This is a genomic window from Denitrificimonas halotolerans (genome assembly GCF_034259425.1).
GTDB classification, from domain to species: domain Bacteria; phylum Pseudomonadota; class Gammaproteobacteria; order Pseudomonadales; family Pseudomonadaceae; genus Denitrificimonas; species Denitrificimonas halotolerans.
Genome location: NZ_JAXIVU010000005.1, coordinates 115578 through 133727 on the forward strand (window position 1 = coordinate 115578; position 18150 = coordinate 133727).

At 46.1% G+C, this 18150-nt stretch carries 16 protein-coding genes and 1 tRNA gene; 12 read left to right on the top strand and 5 right to left on the bottom strand.

Features of this window, described 5'->3' with window-relative positions; all coding sequences use genetic code 11:
- Positions 1 to 2: 2 nt before the first annotated feature.
- Genes cysW through cysP form a run of 3 tightly spaced genes read right to left on the bottom strand, consistent with a single transcriptional unit; the run spans position 3 to position 2740 of the window.
- Positions 3 to 848 (bottom strand): sulfate ABC transporter permease subunit CysW, encoded by an 846-nt coding sequence (cysW, locus tag TOI97_RS05750; protein ID WP_321553167.1) that lies wholly within the window; start codon positions 846 to 848, stop codon positions 3 to 5.
- 2 nt (positions 849 to 850) lie between these two features.
- Entirely contained in the window at positions 851 to 1711 is an 861-nt protein-coding gene (cysT, locus tag TOI97_RS05755) for a sulfate ABC transporter permease subunit CysT (RefSeq protein ID WP_321553168.1), read from the bottom strand.
- 6 nt (positions 1712 to 1717) lie between these two features.
- A complete protein-coding gene (gene cysP, locus TOI97_RS05760) occupies positions 1718 to 2740 on the bottom strand; it encodes a thiosulfate ABC transporter substrate-binding protein CysP (RefSeq protein WP_321553169.1) in 1023 nt (340 codons plus the stop codon).
- Between the two features lie 460 nt (positions 2741 to 3200).
- On the opposite strand from cysP, the gene chrA reads away from it, so the two are divergent.
- Together chrA and TOI97_RS05770 are read left to right on the top strand one after the other, a co-directional pair.
- A complete protein-coding gene (gene chrA / locus TOI97_RS05765) occupies positions 3201 to 4397 on the top strand; it encodes a chromate efflux transporter (RefSeq protein ID WP_321553170.1) in 1197 nt (398 codons plus the stop codon).
- Positions 4398 to 4431: 34 nt separating this feature from the next.
- On the top strand, positions 4432 to 5784 hold the full coding sequence (locus tag TOI97_RS05770) for a DUF2254 domain-containing protein (RefSeq protein WP_321553171.1): 1353 nt from the start codon (positions 4432 to 4434) through the stop codon (positions 5782 to 5784).
- Between the two features lie 81 nt (positions 5785 to 5865).
- Here TOI97_RS05770 and TOI97_RS05775 read toward each other — a convergent pair whose 3' ends face one another.
- A complete protein-coding gene (locus tag TOI97_RS05775; RefSeq protein ID WP_321553172.1) occupies positions 5866 to 8361 on the bottom strand; it encodes an ABC transporter permease in 2496 nt (831 codons plus the stop codon).
- Positions 8352 to 9035, bottom strand: coding sequence for an ABC transporter ATP-binding protein (locus TOI97_RS05780; protein ID WP_321553173.1), 684 nt, complete (start codon positions 9033 to 9035; stop codon positions 8352 to 8354). The genes TOI97_RS05775 and TOI97_RS05780 overlap by 10 nt, the downstream gene beginning before the upstream one ends.
- A gap of 10 nt (positions 9036 to 9045) precedes the next feature.
- On the opposite strand from TOI97_RS05780, the gene TOI97_RS05785 reads away from it, so the two are divergent.
- The 10 genes from TOI97_RS05785 (at position 9046) to pheT (ending at position 18150) form a co-directional block, all read left to right on the top strand.
- Positions 9046 to 9675 (top strand): arylesterase, encoded by a 630-nt coding sequence (locus TOI97_RS05785; RefSeq protein ID WP_321553174.1) that lies wholly within the window; start codon positions 9046 to 9048, stop codon positions 9673 to 9675.
- Positions 9676 to 9755: 80 nt separating this feature from the next.
- A complete protein-coding gene (locus tag TOI97_RS05790; RefSeq protein ID WP_321553175.1) occupies positions 9756 to 10037 on the top strand; it encodes a hypothetical protein in 282 nt (93 codons plus the stop codon).
- An 80-nt stretch (positions 10038 to 10117) separates the two neighbouring features.
- The gene (locus TOI97_RS05795; RefSeq protein WP_321553176.1) at positions 10118 to 11089 is read left to right on the top strand and encodes a L,D-transpeptidase family protein; all 972 of its coding nucleotides are present in this window, start codon (positions 10118 to 10120) and stop codon (positions 11087 to 11089) included.
- 73 nt (positions 11090 to 11162) lie between these two features.
- Positions 11163 to 11239: transfer RNA gene (locus TOI97_RS05800), tRNA-Val, on the top strand.
- A gap of 213 nt (positions 11240 to 11452) precedes the next feature.
- Complete coding sequence (thrS, locus tag TOI97_RS05805) at positions 11453 to 13375, top strand: threonine--tRNA ligase (RefSeq protein WP_321553177.1); 1923 nt, start codon at positions 11453 to 11455, stop codon at positions 13373 to 13375.
- Complete coding sequence (infC, locus tag TOI97_RS05810; RefSeq protein ID WP_321553206.1) at positions 13375 to 13926, top strand: translation initiation factor IF-3; 552 nt, start codon at positions 13375 to 13377, stop codon at positions 13924 to 13926. The genes thrS and infC overlap by 1 nt, the downstream gene beginning before the upstream one ends.
- Before the next feature lie 62 nt (positions 13927 to 13988).
- Positions 13989 to 14183 carry a 50S ribosomal protein L35 gene (gene rpmI, locus TOI97_RS05815; protein WP_321553178.1) on the top strand — a complete coding sequence of 65 codons (195 nt, stop codon included), beginning with the start codon at positions 13989 to 13991 and terminating at the stop codon, positions 14181 to 14183.
- Positions 14184 to 14214: 31 nt separating this feature from the next.
- Positions 14215 to 14571 carry a 50S ribosomal protein L20 gene (rplT, locus tag TOI97_RS05820; protein ID WP_321553179.1) on the top strand — a complete coding sequence of 119 codons (357 nt, stop codon included), beginning with the start codon at positions 14215 to 14217 and terminating at the stop codon, positions 14569 to 14571.
- Between the two features lie 150 nt (positions 14572 to 14721).
- On the top strand, positions 14722 to 15738 hold the full coding sequence (pheS, locus tag TOI97_RS05825) for a phenylalanine--tRNA ligase subunit alpha (protein ID WP_321553180.1): 1017 nt from the start codon (positions 14722 to 14724) through the stop codon (positions 15736 to 15738).
- Positions 15739 to 15768: 30 nt separating this feature from the next.
- The gene (pheT, locus tag TOI97_RS05830; RefSeq protein WP_321553181.1) at positions 15769 to 18150 is read left to right on the top strand and encodes a phenylalanine--tRNA ligase subunit beta; all 2382 of its coding nucleotides are present in this window, start codon (positions 15769 to 15771) and stop codon (positions 18148 to 18150) included.

An 18150-nucleotide genomic window follows, 5' to 3' on the forward strand; every position in this document is an offset into this window, starting at 1 on the left:
AATTAGTTGGCGTTGTGCTGTTGACGCCACTCTAAAATTGTTTTGACCACCAGAGTCAGTAAAGCTAAGGCTGCTAAAAGTGTGGCGCTAGTAAATGCGCCGACTAGGTTGTAATCCTGGTACAGTAATTCAACATGCAGTGGAAGAGTATTGGTTTCACCGCGAATATTACCCGACACTACAGATACGGCACCGAACTCTCCAACAGCGCGTGCGTTGGTGAGTACTACGCCATATAACAAGGCCCATTTAATGTTTGGTAAAGTTACGCGGCGAAACATTTGCCAACCACTGGCACCTAAGCTCAATGCGGCCTCTTCTTCAGAGCTACCTTGTTGTTGCATTAACGGAATTAACTCGCGAGCAACAAAGGGGCAGGTAATAAATACCGTTACCATGAGAATGCCGGGCCAAGCAAACATTAATTGTACATCGTGATTCATTAGCCAGCTGCCAATCCAACCATTACTACCATAGAGTAATAAATACATCAGGCCAGCAACTACAGGGGATACTGCAAAAGGAATGTCAATTAAGGTCATTAAAATTCGACGACCTGGAAACTCAAAACGGGTGACTAACCAAGCTAAAAAAACCCCGAAAATTAAATTCAGAGGTACGGTTAAAGCAGCCACTAATAAAGTTAAACCAATCGCGTGTAAGCTGTACTTATCACTGAGATTTATCCAGAAAACACTTAGGCCAGCACTGAAGGCTTGGGCAAAAATAGCCAACAATGGTACGACCAGTAAGACGCCTACCAAGAAAAAGGCTAGCCCAATAAAAAGTCGTCTGAGCCAAGGCTGGTCACCAATTCGCTGCTGGTGGCGAGAGTTTGCATGAGCCATAATCAGTTACCTTTGAGTCGTTTTAGGTAGTGGGTTTGCCAAATATTCACTGCAAATAGCATCACTAAAGAAGCCATCAAAATGACCGATGCAATGGCGCTGGCTGCAGCGTAATCATATTCTTGCAAGCGAACGAAAATCATTAAACTGGTGACTTCACTCAAGTAAGGCATGTTGCCAGCAATAAAAATAACAGCACCAAACTCGCCTAAGCTACGGATAAAAGATAAAGCCACACCCATCACTAGCGCTGGCCATAAGGTAGGGAAAATGACACGCCTAAACACAGTCCAATCTTTGGCGCCTAAGCTTAAAGCTGCTTCTTCATCACCGTTATTTAGGTCTTCCATAACCGGTTGAACATTACGCACCACAAAAGGGAGGCTGGTAAATAACATGGCAATCATGATGCCTAGAGGGGTGTAAGCTACTTCAATACCAATCTGAGCCAAACTTTGACCGTACCATCCGCTTTCAGAAAATAAAGTTGCCAAAGTGATACCTGCGACAGCGGTTGGCAGCGCAAAGGGTAAGTCCACTAAAGCGTCAATCAAGCGCTTACCGGGAAAGGTATAGCGTACGAGCACCCAAGCCAGTAATAAACCAATGATACCGTTTAATAATGACGCACCTAAAGCCATCAGAAGCGTGACTTGGTAGGACGCTACAATACGCGCGTCACTGATCACAGCCCAGTATTCTACCCAACTCATACCTGCCGTTTGTACCAGCAAGCCACTGAGGGGCAGGAGCAAAACGAGGCTAATAAATAGAAGAGAGATTCCTAAGCTTAACGCGAAACCCGGCAGAACTTGTCTGCCGGTGACGCGAAAACTACTACGAATAAGACGAGTAGGTGTCATTATTGATTACCGACGTTGTAGCTGATCAAGTTTACCGCCGCTAGCAAAGTGAACTTGCATGGCATTGTCCCAGTTGCCTGCAATTTCTTCGATGGTTAACAGTTGTAAATCAGGAAATTGAGCGGCTGTCTCTTCTTTGACTACAGGGTTGTGTACACGATAGTTAAAGCTCGCTAACAGACGTTGACTGTCTTCTGCATACAAATGCTCAAGGTAAGCATTAGCAAGTTCTAAGTTGCCATTACGTTTGGCTGGCTTTTCCACTACGGCAACAGGGAACTCGGCTAGGAAGCTACTTGAAGGTACAACAATTTGAAACTCTTGCTCAGGGAAGGCTTTGATGATGCCTTGAATTTCTGATTCAAAAGTAAGTAATGCATCACCGATACCGCGCTCAACAAAGGTGTTGGTTGCGCCGCGCCCGCCTGTGTCGAATACAGCAACTTGACCCAAAAACTCGCGTAAAAATGCATCCACTTTCGCTTCATCGTGGTCAAATTTTTGCTGCGCGTAGCCTAAGGCTGCAAGGTAGCTGTAACGGCCGTTGCCTGATGTTTTTGGATTAGGTAGAACAAGACCGACATCAGAGCGAGTGAGATCGTCCCAGTCTTTAATGTTTTTTGGGTTATCTTTGCGCACCAAAAAGGCCATGGTGGAATAATAAGGTGAGCTAGCATTAGGAAATTTATCGCGCCAATCTTTTGGTAGTAGCTTACCTTTCTCGTACAGGATATCCACATCTGTTACTTGGTTATAGGTAACTACATCAGCGCGTAAACCTTGAATAATGGCTTGTGCTTGACGTGATGAGCCAGCATGCGATTGTTTGATTTCAACACTTTCTCCAGTTTTCTCCTTCCAATAGGTGTTGAAATGCTCGTTATAGCTTGCGAAGAGTTCGCGTGCGATATCGTAAGATGAATTCAGTAGGGTTGGTTTTTCATTAGCAGAAGCTAGTGGGCTAGATAAGACTAAGGCAAGGCCTGAGGCCAGTAATGTCTTACCGAAGCGTTTAAGTTTTGTAGCCATGATGTGTTCCTTTTGCAGTGGGGGCTTTAGCATGGCAGTTAGACTAATACTGGATGGCTGTTATAACAAGACGTCAATCTATAACGTTTTTGCATATATAAAGAACAGTGACCATGCGAGGTCTGTTAGCTGATGTCGATCGAAAGCTTTGATTGTGAGGGTAGATGGCTCAGATGTCCTTTCGCTAGAAAGTTCTTTTCCCATCATAAAAGAACGAAGGCGTAGGTTGAGTGTGAAGTTAACTGCGAGCACGATATAAATTAGATCATTCTTGTTCTGTTCGTGTATGACCACCTAGCTGCAGAAAACACTCCATTTTAGCTCGTGGCGCGTCAACACTTAGGCAGGGAACAGTCGCATGGGCTAGATAATTTAGGTATTGATTAGCGTTTCATTCAGCAGCTGTCAATGATAGTTTGTGTTTGTTCGTGCTGGAACAGTATTGTGCTAAGGGGGAAGGATGCACGCTAAGAATTACAAGGTGGTTTTTGAGGTTTTTTTGACTTTTCTTAAACTTGGGCTTACGTCATTTGGTGGCCCTACGGCGCATATAGGTTATTTTCGTCAAGAGTTTATTGTGCGTCGCAACTGGTTGAGTGAAAGTCAGTTTGCTCAGTTGTTGGCGTTGTGTCAGTTTTTGCCTGGACCAGCAAGTAGCCAGTTAGGTTTGGGGTTGGGGTTGCTCAGATCTGGTTGGGCTGGAGCGCTGGCTGCTTTTATTGGTTTTACTTTGCCGTCAGCTGCATTACTTTTTGTTTTTTCAACCCTTTTGCCCTTGCTTTCTAGTGGTGTAGGTGAAGCTGCACTGCAAGGTTTGAAATTGGTGGCGCTTCCCGTTGTTCTGCAAGGTGTATTGGGGATGCATCGGCAGTTATGCCCAGATATGCCGCGCTTTATTATTGCGGTATTGGTGATGGTGCTGTTGCTGCTTACCGAGCAGTTCTGGCTACAGCCACTAGCGATCGTTTTAGGAGGCGTTGCTGGTTTAATACTGTGTCGAAATATACAGCCTCTACATGATGCTGATTTGGTTGTGTCATACGGACCTAAATTAGGTTGGGGGCTTCTCATTGGCTTTGCTGTTTTGTTATTGGGCCTGCCCGTGTTGTCTTATGGCAATGAAGGACTGTTGGCAGTGATGGAAACTTTTTACCGTGTGGGTGCTTTAGTATTTGGTGGAGGACATGTTGTTTTGCCGCTGCTACAAGATGCAGTGGTCGCGCCAGGATGGGTTTTAGCCGAGGATTTTTTAGCGGGTTATGGTGCTGCGCAAGCGGTGCCGGGTCCGATGTTTACTTTGGCCGCTTTTTTAGGAGAGCGGTTACCCGCAGGGCAAGGTGGATTGCTTGGTGCAGGTGTTGCTTTAGGTGCGATTTTTCTACCGGGTTTCTTGTTGCTTGTTGGGGTGCTGCCGCTATGGCAGGTCATTGCTCGGCATAAGAATATTGTGCAAGTGATTGCTGGGGTGAATGCGGCGGTTGTCGGGTTGTTGGCGGCGGCACTGTATGATCCTATTTGGATCAGTACAGTGCATCACTGGACTGATTTGATTATCGCAGGGGTTGGTTTAGCGATGCTGCGGTATTGGCATGTATCGGTGTTGCTCGTCGTGCTGTGGTGTGTGTTGGGCAATATTGCTGTCTTTGTATTGCTTTAAGTGCTTGCCAGACAATGGGATAGGAAGATTAACCATGAATAAACTAATAAAGCTATGGGGCGATCTGCGTTCAAGTTTCTGGTTCGTCCCCACCTTGATGGTGGCCTTGAGTGTGCTTTTGGCAAGTGTGTTGGTTGAAATAGATACACGTATCAGCAAAGACTGGTTAAACCAGTGGCCACGCTTATTTGGGGTGGGGTCTGATGGTGCTCGTGACATGCTTTCCACATTAGCGGGCTCCATGATGACGGTGCTCAGCATTACCTTTTCTATGACTTTATTAGCACTGTCTTTGGCGTCAGGGCAGTACTCGTCAAGGGTGTTACGTAATTTTATGCGTAATAATACCACCCAGTTGACCTTAGGTATTTTTGCTGGAATCTTTACTTATTGCTTGATTGTGCTGCGCACAGTGCGTGGTGGTGAAGGTATTGAAGAGTTTGTTCCTAGTGTTGCTGTCTTTACAGCTTTTGTAATGTCTTTAGGTGGCATAGGGATTCTTATTTACTTTATTCACCATATAGCTTCTTCGATTCAAGCCTCCAATATCATTGCAACAGTAGCAGAGGAAACCAACGCCTCGATTGATCGCGTATTACCTCGGCAAACGGATGAAGTGCCAGAGCACAATACGGTTGCTAATGACCAGTTGGCCCCATTGGATGAGCGAGAATGGTATGAAGTTGTTGCCAGTAAAAGTGGTTATATACAAAGTGTTGATATTGGTACCTTATTAAGGTTGGCGCAAGACTATAAAGCGCTTGTGCGTATGGAGCATGGTGTTGGCTCTTTTGTGGTGAAAGGCGCTCCTTTAGTTTCTTTGGCTTTGACTGATGGGCCACCAAAGGATGCAGAGCGGTCGCTGAATGCAGCTTTTAGTGTAGGGCGTTATCGTGTACTAGAGTTGGACCCAGCCTTTGGTATACGGCAAATTGTTGATATTGCGCTCAAAGCCTTATCGCCAGGTATTAACGATACTTCTACAGGGATTATTTGTGTGGATTACTTGAGCGCTATTATGGCTCGCTTAGCCGGCCGCCAATTTCCACCTGTACATCATTACCAAGATGACACATTGAGAGTCATTGCCATTGCACCAAGTTTTGAGAGTCTCTTGCTCGAAGCCTTTGAGCAGATTCGTGGTAGTGCTGAAGATAATATTGCTATTCTTTTGCGTATGCTTAACGCGATTGCTGCTATTGCCAGCATCACTAAAAAGAACAGTCACATCAGTGCTTTGGATGATCAGCAGCGTAGGATTGCTGAGCTTGTGGAGCGCTGTTTTGAGTCGAGTTATGATCGTGCCTTACTCAAACAGCGCTTAGAAAAAGTACGGGAAGTATTAAAGAGTCAAGGTGTTGAATGTGACTATGGATTGAATGTATAGGTAAGTGTTGCTATACCCGTTAGGAGTGCTACGGTTATCAAAATCGCGTAAGACCCCGTACTAAAAGTACGAAGCTTTGCGCTATCTTGGTAAAACCTGTAATGGACTGCTGTTTAAAACCTTGCGTGTACCGAGCATGCCAACACTGGTAATCAGTAGGGCGCCAATGAGCGGTAGAGCTGCTAGCCATATGTGGGGTTGCCAAACTAAATTGAATGTAAAGTGGTAAAGGATGTAGCTACTGATTTCACAGCCGAGCCACGCCAGTAAGCCACTTAAAGCACCGATCAGCGCAAACTCATTGCGTTGGGTGTGTGCCAGTAATTGACGTGAAGCGCCCAATGCACGAATCAATGCGCCTTGTTGTACGCGCTCCGTCAATGTGCTTTGTAAAGCAGCAATGAGTACAGTTATGCCAGCAGCCAAGACAAACAATAGAATTAATTCAATAGCTAAAGTCACTTGTGCCAAGATATCTCGTAGCTGACGCAGTACTGCATCTACTTGTAAGATACTGATACTCGGAAAGTGTTTAGCAAGGTCTATTCGTTGTTGTTCGGAATGTTCCGGTAGGTAAAAACTGGTCATTAGAGTGTGTGTGGTTGTTTTCATATCCTTAGGATTAAAAATCACAAAAAAATTCGGTTGCATGCTGTTCCAGTCTACTGTGCGTAAACTGGTTATTTGTGCAAGATAATCTAGGCCTGCTATATGAAAGGTTAATTGATCACCAACAGCCACCCCTAGCTCTTTGGCAAGTTCTTGTTCCAGTGAAACTTGCATATGTTTTGAGTCATTTGTCTGCCACCAAGTACCTTGTACTATCGTATTGTTGTTGGGTAATTGATGTGTCCAGGTTAAATTTAAGTCGCGTTGCAGGGTGCGCATTACTCGCGCATTGGCATCAAATAAATCTGAGGCTTGCTGTCCATTAATTTGGGTAAGGCGGCCTAAAGTGACTGGGTAAAGTGGTGCCACATTGCTACTGATGCTTTTAATTTCAGCACTAAAATCAGGTTGTTGAGAGGGTAGAATATTAATTGCAAAATGGTTAGGTGCCTGTTGCGGCAATTGCGCCTGCCAGTTATCTAAGAGCTCACTGCGCAATAATATAATCAGTGCCATGGACAGCAAAATTAAAGCAAAAGCCAATACTTGGCCAACGCTATTGAGAGGATAGCGTAATAAATGCCCTAAACTTAAGCGCCAAGCTAGATTGCGTTTTGCTAGCCAAAAATTCAGGCTTTTTAAACTAAAAAACAGCACAATGCCTAGGGCGAGAGCTGCGCAGCCACCGCCAATTAGTAAAGCAGTGGTGAGGCGCATATCGAGATTGAGTTGCCACATTAAGGCCGTTAAAGTGACTAAAACACTACCGTATAGAACCCATGTGGCCGGTGCGACAGGAATGAGATCACGACGTAACACTCGTAAAGGGGGAATGCGTCCAAGTGCGATCAGGGGAGGTAAGGCAAAGCCTGCAAGCATCACAACGCTAGTGATAATGCCTGCCATAAAGGGCTGTAAACTGCCAGCAGGAATTTCGTCTGGCAGAAGGCCTGAGAGTAACTCAAATAAGGCAAGTTGAGTTAACCAGCCAATTAGGGTGCCAATCAAGCTTGCTAAGCAAGCGAGAGTTAAGAGTTGTGTGAAAAACAGCCATAAAGTTTGTCTGCGTGACAAGCCAAAACAGCGCAATAAAGCGGCTTGATCAAAACGCTGGCGAGCATATCGGTTGGCGGATAAGGCTACAGCCACGCCTGCTAATAAGATTGCCGTTAGGCTAGCAAGATTTAAATAGCTGGCTGCACGCGCTAAAGCGTTACTGACTTGCTGGTTACCGTCTTCTAAGTCTTCTAAACGCTGATGAGGGAGCAATTGATCTTGTAAGGCTTGGCGTTGCTGACGAATGGTTTGTGCGTCTCCACTCCAGAGTTGTCGGTAGCGTACGCGACTGCCAGGTTGTAACACATCTGCAGCAGTTAAGTCTGAGTGATGAATCATAGCGCGCGGGGTAAAACTCAATAAGTTACCGGCACGGTCTGGCTCATATGTCAGGATGCGGGTCAGGGTAAGCTCAGTCGCACCAATTTCCACCGAGTCACCTATGGTGAGGTTTAAACTGTTGAGTAGCTCAGCATCAACCCAAACCTCGCCAGGTTGTGGGCGGCCGCCACTGATTTCTTCACCGCCCAAGCGCCGAAGACTGCGTAGGTGTCCGCGTAACGGATAGTTATCATCCACGGCTTTAACACTGGCGAGTTGTAAGCTGTTTTCGGTGGCTAACATGCTAGCAAATTGAAGAGTATGTGCAGTTTTGAGCATGTCACTATATTGGGTGTTGATCTGCGTTGGTTGCAGTGCTTCACTGCTGGAGAGCACGAGGTCCGCAGCTAGAAACTCACCGGCACTGAGTTGCATTGCGCCTTGTAAGCGTTCAGAGAAATGGCCAATGCTGCTGCTACTGGCTACGGCAATGACGAGTGCAAAAAATAAAATGCGCAGTTCAGCTGTGCGACGTTCACGCAGCAGTTGTTTAATCGCCAATTTGAGTAGACTTGTTAACTTCAGTTGCATGTGAACTCCATCTGGCAACCGGCGTCTAGACGTATTGAGTGTTGGCAGCGGGCTGCTAATTGATCATCATGGGTTACCAATACCAGTGTAGTGCCAAGTTCTTGATTCATTGCAAATAAGAGATCCGTGATGGTCTCACCTGTTTGGCTGTCAAGATTGCCGGTCGGTTCGTCAGCAAATAACACATCAGGTTCAGTGGCAAAGGCGCGGGCCAGTGCGACACGCTGTTGCTCACCGCCAGAGAGTAAGTTCACAGGATGCTTTAAACGTTTTTCGAGGCCAACGCGGATCAATAGTTCACGGGCACGCTGTTGTGGGTTCGGGTGGTCTGCCAACTCTAAAGGCAGCATTACATTTTCTAAGGCATTTAAACTGTCCAGTAATAAGAATGCTTGGAAGACAAAACCTACATGAGCTGCGCGTACAGCTGCGCGCTGGTCTTCATCCAGTGTGTTTAACTGATGACCAGCCAAAGTTACTGAGCCGCTGCTGGGCAGGTCAAGTCCCGCTAGTAAGCCCAATAGAGTGGATTTTCCAGAGCCGGAGCGGCCTATAATGGCTAGCGACTCACCGGCTTTAAGTTGGAAAGAAACGTTGCTGAGAATGCTCAGTTCGCCTTCTGTTGAAGGCACTGTTTTGCTAAGGTGCTGAACATTAAGAATAGTATGAGTCATGAGGGTTCCAATGCGTCAATGTATAGCAACAATATGCTTATTTGTGCTGAGCTCAATGGTCAGTGTGCAAGCTGCAACAGTTTTGATTATGGGTGATAGTATCAGTGCAGCTTACGGACTGGAAACTCAGCGAGGCTGGGTTGCGCTATTGCAGGAACGCTTAACTCAAATTGATGCTGATATAAAGGTTGTTAATGGTTCTGTAAGCGGGGAAACCACGGCGGGGGGAGTGGCTCGTTTGCCGAGCCTGCTTACTGAGCATCGGCCGCAATATGTCGTAATTGAGCTGGGTGGTAACGATGGTTTGCGTGGCTTGTCGTTGACACATATGGCCGCTAATCTTAGCCAAATGATACAGCAAGCTAAGCAGTATAATGCTGCAGTATTACTGTTGGGTATGCGCTTGCCCAGTAATTATGGTAAGCGTTATACCGAAGCTTTTTATAATGTGTATCAACAGGTTGCTGAACAAGAGCAAGTGTCATTAGTTGACTTCTTTTTAGAGGGAGTTGGTGCTGTGGCAGGTATGATGCAGGACGATGGTGTGCATCCCACTCAAGCGGCGCAGCCGATACTATTGGAAAATGCTTGGCAAAGGCTGGCGCCTCTCATGTCGATCGATGCGATGGGTGATAACTAGCAGTAAGAACAATTTTCGTTAGGTACTGTTACCAATAGCGATTTTAAGCTAATGTAGCGGCCGGTTTTTGGGGGCTCTACATGGCACGCTTAGTGTGGTCGTTACATGCATATCAGATTATTTTGCCAGATGAGCAGCTGGATATGTTCGCCTGTCAGAAAGAACATGTGCATGCAGTGAAGCGACAACTGGAGTTAGGTAGTGAGGCTGACCGCACCCTCTGTGGCTCTTTGCTCCCTGCTCAGCCGAATTGGCATGTGCTCGAGCGCAATGCTCTACGCAATACACATTTTTGCCCGCAGTGTCGTGAGGAAATTCAAGCGCAACGTAAACAGGCGCAGCCTCGTAGACGTCGAAGTTAAAATTAGGGGCAACACCTGTGCTGAGCTGTTTGAATTCCAGTACTATGCAGTTGTTGTTAAAACTTTTCTAGGATTCTGCAATGCTTGCAAAAATGCTTACGCTAAGGCCTCTGCGCTTAAGTTTATTATTGATCACTTGTTGGATGTCGGAGGCCTTTGCGCTTGAGTTGGCGCTACCGCAGCCAGGTGATGATGTTGTCGGGACAGTGCAGGTCATAGAGGCTAGTTATGAAGATACCTTTGCTGATATAGGTGAAACTTATCACTTGGGTTATTCAGAAATGGTTGCAGCGAATCCAGGTGTTGATGCTTGGTTACCGGGAGCTGGTAGCGCAATTACTTTACCCACCCAGTATATTTTGCCGGCAGGTGCTCGTGAGGGTATTGTTATGAACTTGCCGGAGTACCGATTGTATTATTACCCTAAAGATAAACCTGTAGTTTATACCTATCCTATTGGTATTGGTCGGGAGGGCTGGGGGTCTCCTGTCAGTGAAACGCGTATTGCGGTCAAGACACCAAATCCTGGTTGGACTCCGCCTCAATCCATTTTGCGTGAACATGCTGAAGCTGGAGATCCTTTGCCAGCTTACGTGCCGCCAGGGCCAGATAATCCTTTAGGACCTTATAAGTTAACCTTAAGTTTGCCAGGGTACTTGATTCATGGCTCGAATAAAAATTTTGGGATTGGAACCCGAGTCAGTCACGGTTGTTTTCGTATGCTGAATCATAATGTGCTCGAATTGGCTGATTTAGTCGCGGTAGGTACTAAGGTGCGTATTATTGATGAGCCTTATAAGTTAGGAATGCATGCTGGACGGCTTTATTTAGAAGCACATGCCATGATTAGCGATGTGGAAGAGGTTTCTATTGTTGATAAGCATGCTGCTGTAGTTGAGTTGATCAGTCAGTCGGAGCTTGTGGGTGATGCTTTTATCATTGACTGGGATCGTGTGCGTCAAGTGATTGCTGCTGAAGATGGGATTCCTACAGTAATTAGTCACATTACTGAAAGTGTCTCGCATGAACCGAATCCTGTTTTGACGTTTTAGTTGGGTTGCTTGTTGGATATAAGAAGAAGTGTTTGACAAGGTGTAAATTAGTCGTATAATACGCGTCCATTATAGGCACATAGCTCAGTTGGTTAGAGCACCACCTTGACATGGTGGGGGTCGTTGGTTCGAATCCAATTGTGCCTACCAAACTTATCAGAAGGTCGCCGTGTGCGGCCTTTTGTGTTTTTAGCGCAAGTATTGTTGAAGGCTTGCAAATATTCCCAGTGAATCCGGTTGGTTTAGGGTGGGTAAAGCCCGCTGCCGCAGTATGGTAGATAGACCTTGCACCGATCGCTCTTACTGGCTCATCCCAACCCATGTGATCTTTTGTAGGGGTCACCACTAGGCAGAGGAGGCGCCATGCCCGTAATTACTCTCCCTGACGGCAGTCAGCGTACATTTGAACAACCCGTTTCTATTCTTGAAGTCGCGCAGTCCATAGGTGCCGGTTTAGCTAAGGCAACGGTTGCTGGGCGTGTGAATGGACGTTTGATGGATGCTACGGACTTAATTACTGATGACGCCACGCTGTCTATTATTACACCTAAAGACCCCGAGGGTGTTGAGATTATTCGTCACTCCTGTGCGCACTTGGTGGGGCACGCGGTTAAGCAGTTATACCCTGATGCTAAGATGGTCATTGGTCCTGTGATTGATGATGGGTTTTACTATGACATAGCCATTGAGCGTCCTTTTACGCCAGATGATTTGCAGGCTATTGAAAAGCGCATGAATGAGTTGATCAATCAAGACTATGATGTGATCAAGAAAATGACGCCGCGTGCAGAGGTGATTGATATCTTTACTCAGCGCGGTGAGGATTATAAATTACGCTTGATTGAAGATATGCCTGAAGAAACTGAAATGGGCATGTATTTCCATCAGGAATACGTTGATATGTGTCGCGGTCCTCACGTACCTAATACACGTTTTTTGAAATCATTTAAATTGACTCGCTTCTCTGGTGCATATTGGCGTGGTGATTCTAAAAACGAACAATTACAGCGTATTTACGGTACTGCATGGGCAGATAAGAAGCAGCTTAATGCTTACCTTAAGCGCTTAGAAGAGGCTGAGAAGCGTGACCATCGTAAGCTTGGTAAACGCTTGGATCTGTTTCATACCCAAGAGGAAGCACCAGGTATGGTGTTCTGGCACCCGAATGGTTGGACAATATACCAGGTGTTAGAGCAGTACATGCGTAAAGTGCAGCGCGAGAATGGTTATTTAGAGATTAAAACCCCGCAGGTTTTAGATCGTAACCTTTGGGAGAAGTCAGGTCACTGGGCCAATTATGCAGACAACATGTTTGTTACTCAGTCTGAATCACGCGATTACGCGATTAAGCCCATGAACTGCCCAGGTCACGTGCAGGTTTATAATCAGGGGTTGAAGAGTTACCGCGAGCTGCCTTTGCGTTTGGCTGAGTTTGGGGCTTGTCACCGTAACGAGCCATCAGGTGCGTTACATGGTATAATGCGAGTACGCGGCTTCACTCAGGATGACGCGCATATTTTTTGTACTGAAGAACAGATGCAGGCAGAATCTGCTGACTTTATTCGTTTAACACAAAAAGTTTATGCAGATTTTGGCTTTACTGATCTGGAGTTAAAGTTATCTACACGCCCTGAACAGCGGGTAGGTACAGACGAGCAGTGGGACCGTGCGGAAAAAGCACTGGCAGAAGCACTTGAATCTGAAGGCTTGGAGTATGAGCTGCAAGAAGGGGAAGGTGCGTTCTATGGTCCTAAAATTGAATTTTCATTACGCGACTGTTTAGGTCGAGTGTGGCAGTGTGGAACCTTGCAGCTAGATTTTAACCTGCCTGTCCGTTTAGACGCAGAATATGTAGGTGAAGATAACGATCGCAAACACCCTGTTATGTTGCACCGTGCAATATTAGGTTCATTTGAACGTTTCATCGGTATTTTAATTGAGCATTACGAAGGTGCGTTTCCTGCTTGGTTGGCACCAACACAAGCTGTAATTATGAATATCAGTGAAAAACAAGGTGAGTTTGCGCAAAAAGTTGAGAAAAAACTGCAAGAAATTGGATTTAGAGTCAAGACTGACTTGAGAAACGAGAAGATCGGCTTTAAAATCCGTGAGCACACTTTGCTCAAGGTTCCTTATTTGCTGGTAATCGGTGATAGGGAAGTTGAGACACAAACGATTGCAGTACGAACTCGTTGTGGTCAAAATCTCGGCAGCATGCCAGTTGACCAGTTTGTAGAGTTGCTAGAAACTGCAGTTTCCCGGCGTGGTCGCCAAGATTTGGAGTGATTATTATCAAGCGAGATATGAGACAAGACAGACGAACTGCCCCAAAGGCACCCATTAATGAGAACATCACAGCCCGCGAAGTGCGCCTGATTGGTGCAGAAGGTGAGCAGGTCGGGATCGTCTCGATTGATGAAGCTCTGGCCGCAGCTGATGAAGCAAAGCTGGACTTAGTAGAAATATCTGCAGATGCGACTCCACCTGTGTGTCGCATCATGGATTACGGTAAACACCTCTTTGAGAAAAAGAAGCAAATTGCTGCTGCGCGTAAAAACCAGAAGCAAGTGCAAATCAAAGAAGTAAAGTTTCGTCCAGGGACGGAATCAGGGGATTATCAGGTAAAACTACGCAACCTGATACGTTTCCTAGAAGATGGGGATAAAGCCAAGGTTTCATTACGATTCCGTGGCCGAGAGATGGCCCACCAGGAGTTGGGAATGGAGTTGTTGAAGCGAGTCGAAACCGACTTGGCGGAGTATGGCACCGTTGAACAGCATCCTAAGATGGAAGGACGCCAGCTAATTATGGTCCTCGCCCCCAAAAAGAAAAAATAACCCCCTAGGGCAGCGGCAGGCCTTAAGGTTATGCGTATTAATTTGAATGCGGAGTATTCAACATGCCAAAGATGAAAACGAAAAGCGGCGCTAAAAAGCGCTTTAAAGCGACAGCCAATGGTTTTAAGCATAAGCATGCTTTTAAGAGTCACATCTTGACCAAAATGACAACTAAGCGTAAGCGTCAGTTGCGTGGAACATCTATGGTTCACCCTACAGATGTTGCTCGTGTTGAACGCATGTTGCGTCTTCGTTAATTTCGGTCTGGATAATTAAAGGTAATAGTTTATGGCTCGTGTAAAACGTGGTGTTTTAGCCCGTCGTCGTCACAAGAAAATCTTGAAACTTGCTAAAGGTTACTACGGTGCGCGTTCACGCGTATTCCGCGTTGCCAAGCAAGCGGTTATTAAAGCTGGTCAGTACGCATACCGTGACCGTCGTCAGCGTAAGCGTCAGTTCCGCGCATTGTGGATTGCACGTATCAACGCAGGCGCACGTGTAAATGGCTTATCTTACAGCCGTTTCATTGCAGGCTTGAAAAAAGCTTCAATTGAAATCGACCGTAAAGTACTGGCTGACTTAGCAGTAAATGAAAAAGCAGCGTTTGCTGCAATTGTTGAAAAAGCTAAGTCATCTTTGGCCTAAGTTTTTAAACATTGCGACATGCGTTTTTTGATAAGGGAAGGGCTTAGGCTCTTCCCTTATTTCGTATAGAATCCTTATTTTTATAGGTCATAGCAAGAGCACCTTGCAAAGCGCGCGGGCTGTGTTTTGCAAGGTCCTCTGGAGTATTGTATGGATAATCTTGATGCGCTAGTGACAGACGCTTTAGCCGTTATTGCTAAAACTGAAGAGTCGCAAGCTTTAGAACAGTTACGAGTTCACTATTTAGGTAAAAAAGGTGAGCTGACTCAGCTTATGAAACAGCTAGGTAAGTTGTCAGCTGAAGAGCGCCCAAAGGCGGGTGCCACGATTAATGCTGCTAAAGAGCGGGTACAAAAAGCACTCAATGAGCGTAAGCAGTCTTTAGATGATGCGGCGCTAGAGCGCAAACTTGCAGCAGAAACCATTGATGTTACTTTGGCAGGGCGTGGCCAGCAAAGTGGTAGCTTACATCCAGTGACGCGTACGTTAGAGCGCATTGAGCAGTTTTTTACTAAAATTGGTTATGGTGTTGCTGAAGGTCCAGAAGTTGAAGATGACTATCACAACTTTGAAGCGTTGAACATTCCCGGGCATCACCCTGCGCGTGCGATGCATGATACCTTTTATTTTAATGCGAATATGTTGTTGCGTACGCACACTTCACCAGTACAGGTGCGTACCATGGAAGCACAGCGTCCTCCCATTCGTATTGTCTGTCCTGGCCGTGTTTACCGTTGTGATTCTGATATCACCCATTCTCCGATGTTCCACCAAGTGGAAGGCTTATTAGTTGATCGAGATATCAGCTTTGCCGACTTAAAAGGCACTATTGAAGAATTCTTACGAGTCTTTTTTGAGAAAGACTTAGGTGTGCGTTTCCGTCCGTCATTTTTCCCGTTTACTGAGCCTTCAGCAGAAGTGGATATGGAGTGTGTGATGTGTAACGGCAAAGGGTGCCGTGTATGTAAGCAAACAGGTTGGCTAGAGGTTATGGGGTGCGGCATGGTGCATCCAAACGTGTTGCGTATGTCAGGTATTGACCCCGAAGAATTCCAAGGCTTTGCTTTTGGTATGGGGGCAGAGCGTCTTGCTATGTTGCGTTATGGAGTCAATGATTTGCGTTTGTTCTTCGATAACGACCTACGTTTCTTATCCCAATTTCGCTAGGTCGATACCTTTTAAGTTTAGGAGAGCAGCATGAATTTTAGTGAGCAGTGGTTACGCAGTTTAGTTGACCCAAAAGTTTCTCGTGACGAGCTGATTGCTCGTTTATCAATGGCCGGCCTTGAAGTGGATGGTGTCGCTCCTGTTGCTGGTGAGTTTAGCGGTGTGGTTGTAGGTGAAATACTCAACGCTGAGCAGCATCCTGATGCAGATAAGTTACGTGTTTGTACGGTAAATGATGGCGAGCAAAATGTACAAGTTGTTTGTGGCGCCCCGAACGCACGTCCAGGTATTAAAGTACCTTTTGCTCGAGTGGGTGCAATTTTGCCGGGCAACTTTAAAATTAAAAAAGCTAAATTACGTGGTGTTGAATCTTTCGGAATGCTGTGTGCAGCCAATGAGCTTCAAATCAGTGATGATGATGCAGGGTTATTAGAGCTGTCTGCTGATGCAGTAGTAGGGCAGTGCTTACGTGAAGCTTTAAACCTAGATGATGTTAGCGTTGAAGTTGACTTAACCCCTAACCGCGGTGACTGTTTATCTTTGCAGGGTTTGGCTCGTGAAGTGGGTGCTTTATATAATGCGCCTGTACAGCTGCCTAGCATTACTCCAGTTGCTGCACAGCATGATGAAAAAGTTGCAGTTGAGTTACTCTCTAGTGAAGCGTGCCCGCGTTATGTTGGGCGTGTGATCAAAGGGGTTGATTTAAACCGGACTACTCCAACTTGGATGGTGCAACGTCTCGAGCGCAGTGATATCCGCAGTATTGATCCTGTCGTAGATGTGACGAACTATGTGATGCTAGAGCTTGGCCAACCATTACACGCTTTTGATTTGGCACAGATCAAGGGCCGTATTTGTGTGCGTATGGCACATGAGAATGAAAAAATCACTTTGTTGGATGGTCAAGAGGTCTGTTTAAAAACAGACACCTTAGTGATTGCAGATCAGCAGCGTGCTTTAGCTATTGCTGGTGTTATGGGTGGTGAGGATAGCGGTGTTACTGTAGGTAAAACCACTGATATTTTCTTAGAAAGTGCTTTTTTTGAGCCCATCGCTATTGCTGGTAAGGCACGTTCTTATGGCTTGCATACCGATGCTTCGCACCGCTTTGAGCGTGGTGTGGACTGGCAGTTGCCCGCGCAAGCCATTGAGCGTGCTACTGAACTGTTGTTAAGTATTGTTGGCGGTAGTGCAGGGCCGGTACAGGTCAGTGAAGATGTAAAGCATCTGCCACAAGTTGAGCCGATTCGCTTAAGGGCTGAGCGTGTTAAGCAGATGTTTGGTTTAAGCTTAGCCGATGAGCAAATTGAAGCTTTATTGCGCCCTTTAGGGCTGAAACTCGATAAGCAAGGTGAGGGAGTCTGGTTGGTTACAGCGCCGAGCCATCGTTTTGATATCAGCATTGAAGTAGATCTGTTGGAAGAAATAGGTCGCTTATATGGTTATGATCAGTTACCTGTACGCTATCCAGCTGCACGTTTAGCTCCGCAATCGCAACCTGAGGCGCAAGCACAATTGCCGGTGTTACGTCGTTTATTGGTGGCGCGAGGTTATCAAGAAGCGATTACTTATAGTTTTATTGAGCCTGAGATTTTTGCTACTTTTCACCCTGAGTTAGAGCCGCTAAAGCTAGCCAACCCAATCTCTGCAGAACTATCGGTTATGCGTGCTTCATTATTGCCTGGCTTATTGAAAGCGCTGCAGCATAATTTAAACCGTCAACAAGGGCGCATTCGTCTCTTTGAAAGTGGTTTGCGTTTTGTAGGGCAGTTAGAAAATTTAAAGCAAGAGCGGATGCTTGCCGGTGTGATCACAGGCTTACGTTTGCCAGAGGTGTGGACGCACGGTAAAGAGAGCGTAGATTTTTATGATATTAAGGGCGATGTTGAAGCACTCTTAGGTGCAGTTGGTGATAGTCACAGTTATAGTTTTGTACCTTGCCAACAGTATGCTTTTCATCCGGGGCAATGTGCACGCATTGAGCGTAACGGAGAGCCTGTGGGCTATGTTGGGACTCTGCATCCAAAATTGGCCACAGAATTGGATATCAACCAGCAAACTTTAATGTTTGAGGTTCAGTTGGATGCGATCAGTGAAGGCCGTTTGCCAACCTTTACTGAGCTGTCACGTTTCCCTGAGGTACGTCGTGATTTAGCATTGGTAGTGAACGCCGAAGTGCCAGCACAGCAGTTGATGGATGATATGCGCGCTGCTGCAGGTGAGTTTCTCACTCAGATTCGTCTTTTTGATGTCTATCAAGGAAAGGGGGTTGCGGAAGGATGTAAAAGTTTGGCTGTTGGCTTGACCTGGCAACATCCATCACGCACTCTTACTGATGAAGAGGTAGGTGCTGCTACTGAGGCAATTTTGACCTCATTGTCAGATAAGTTTGGAGCAATCCTAAGGAAGTGA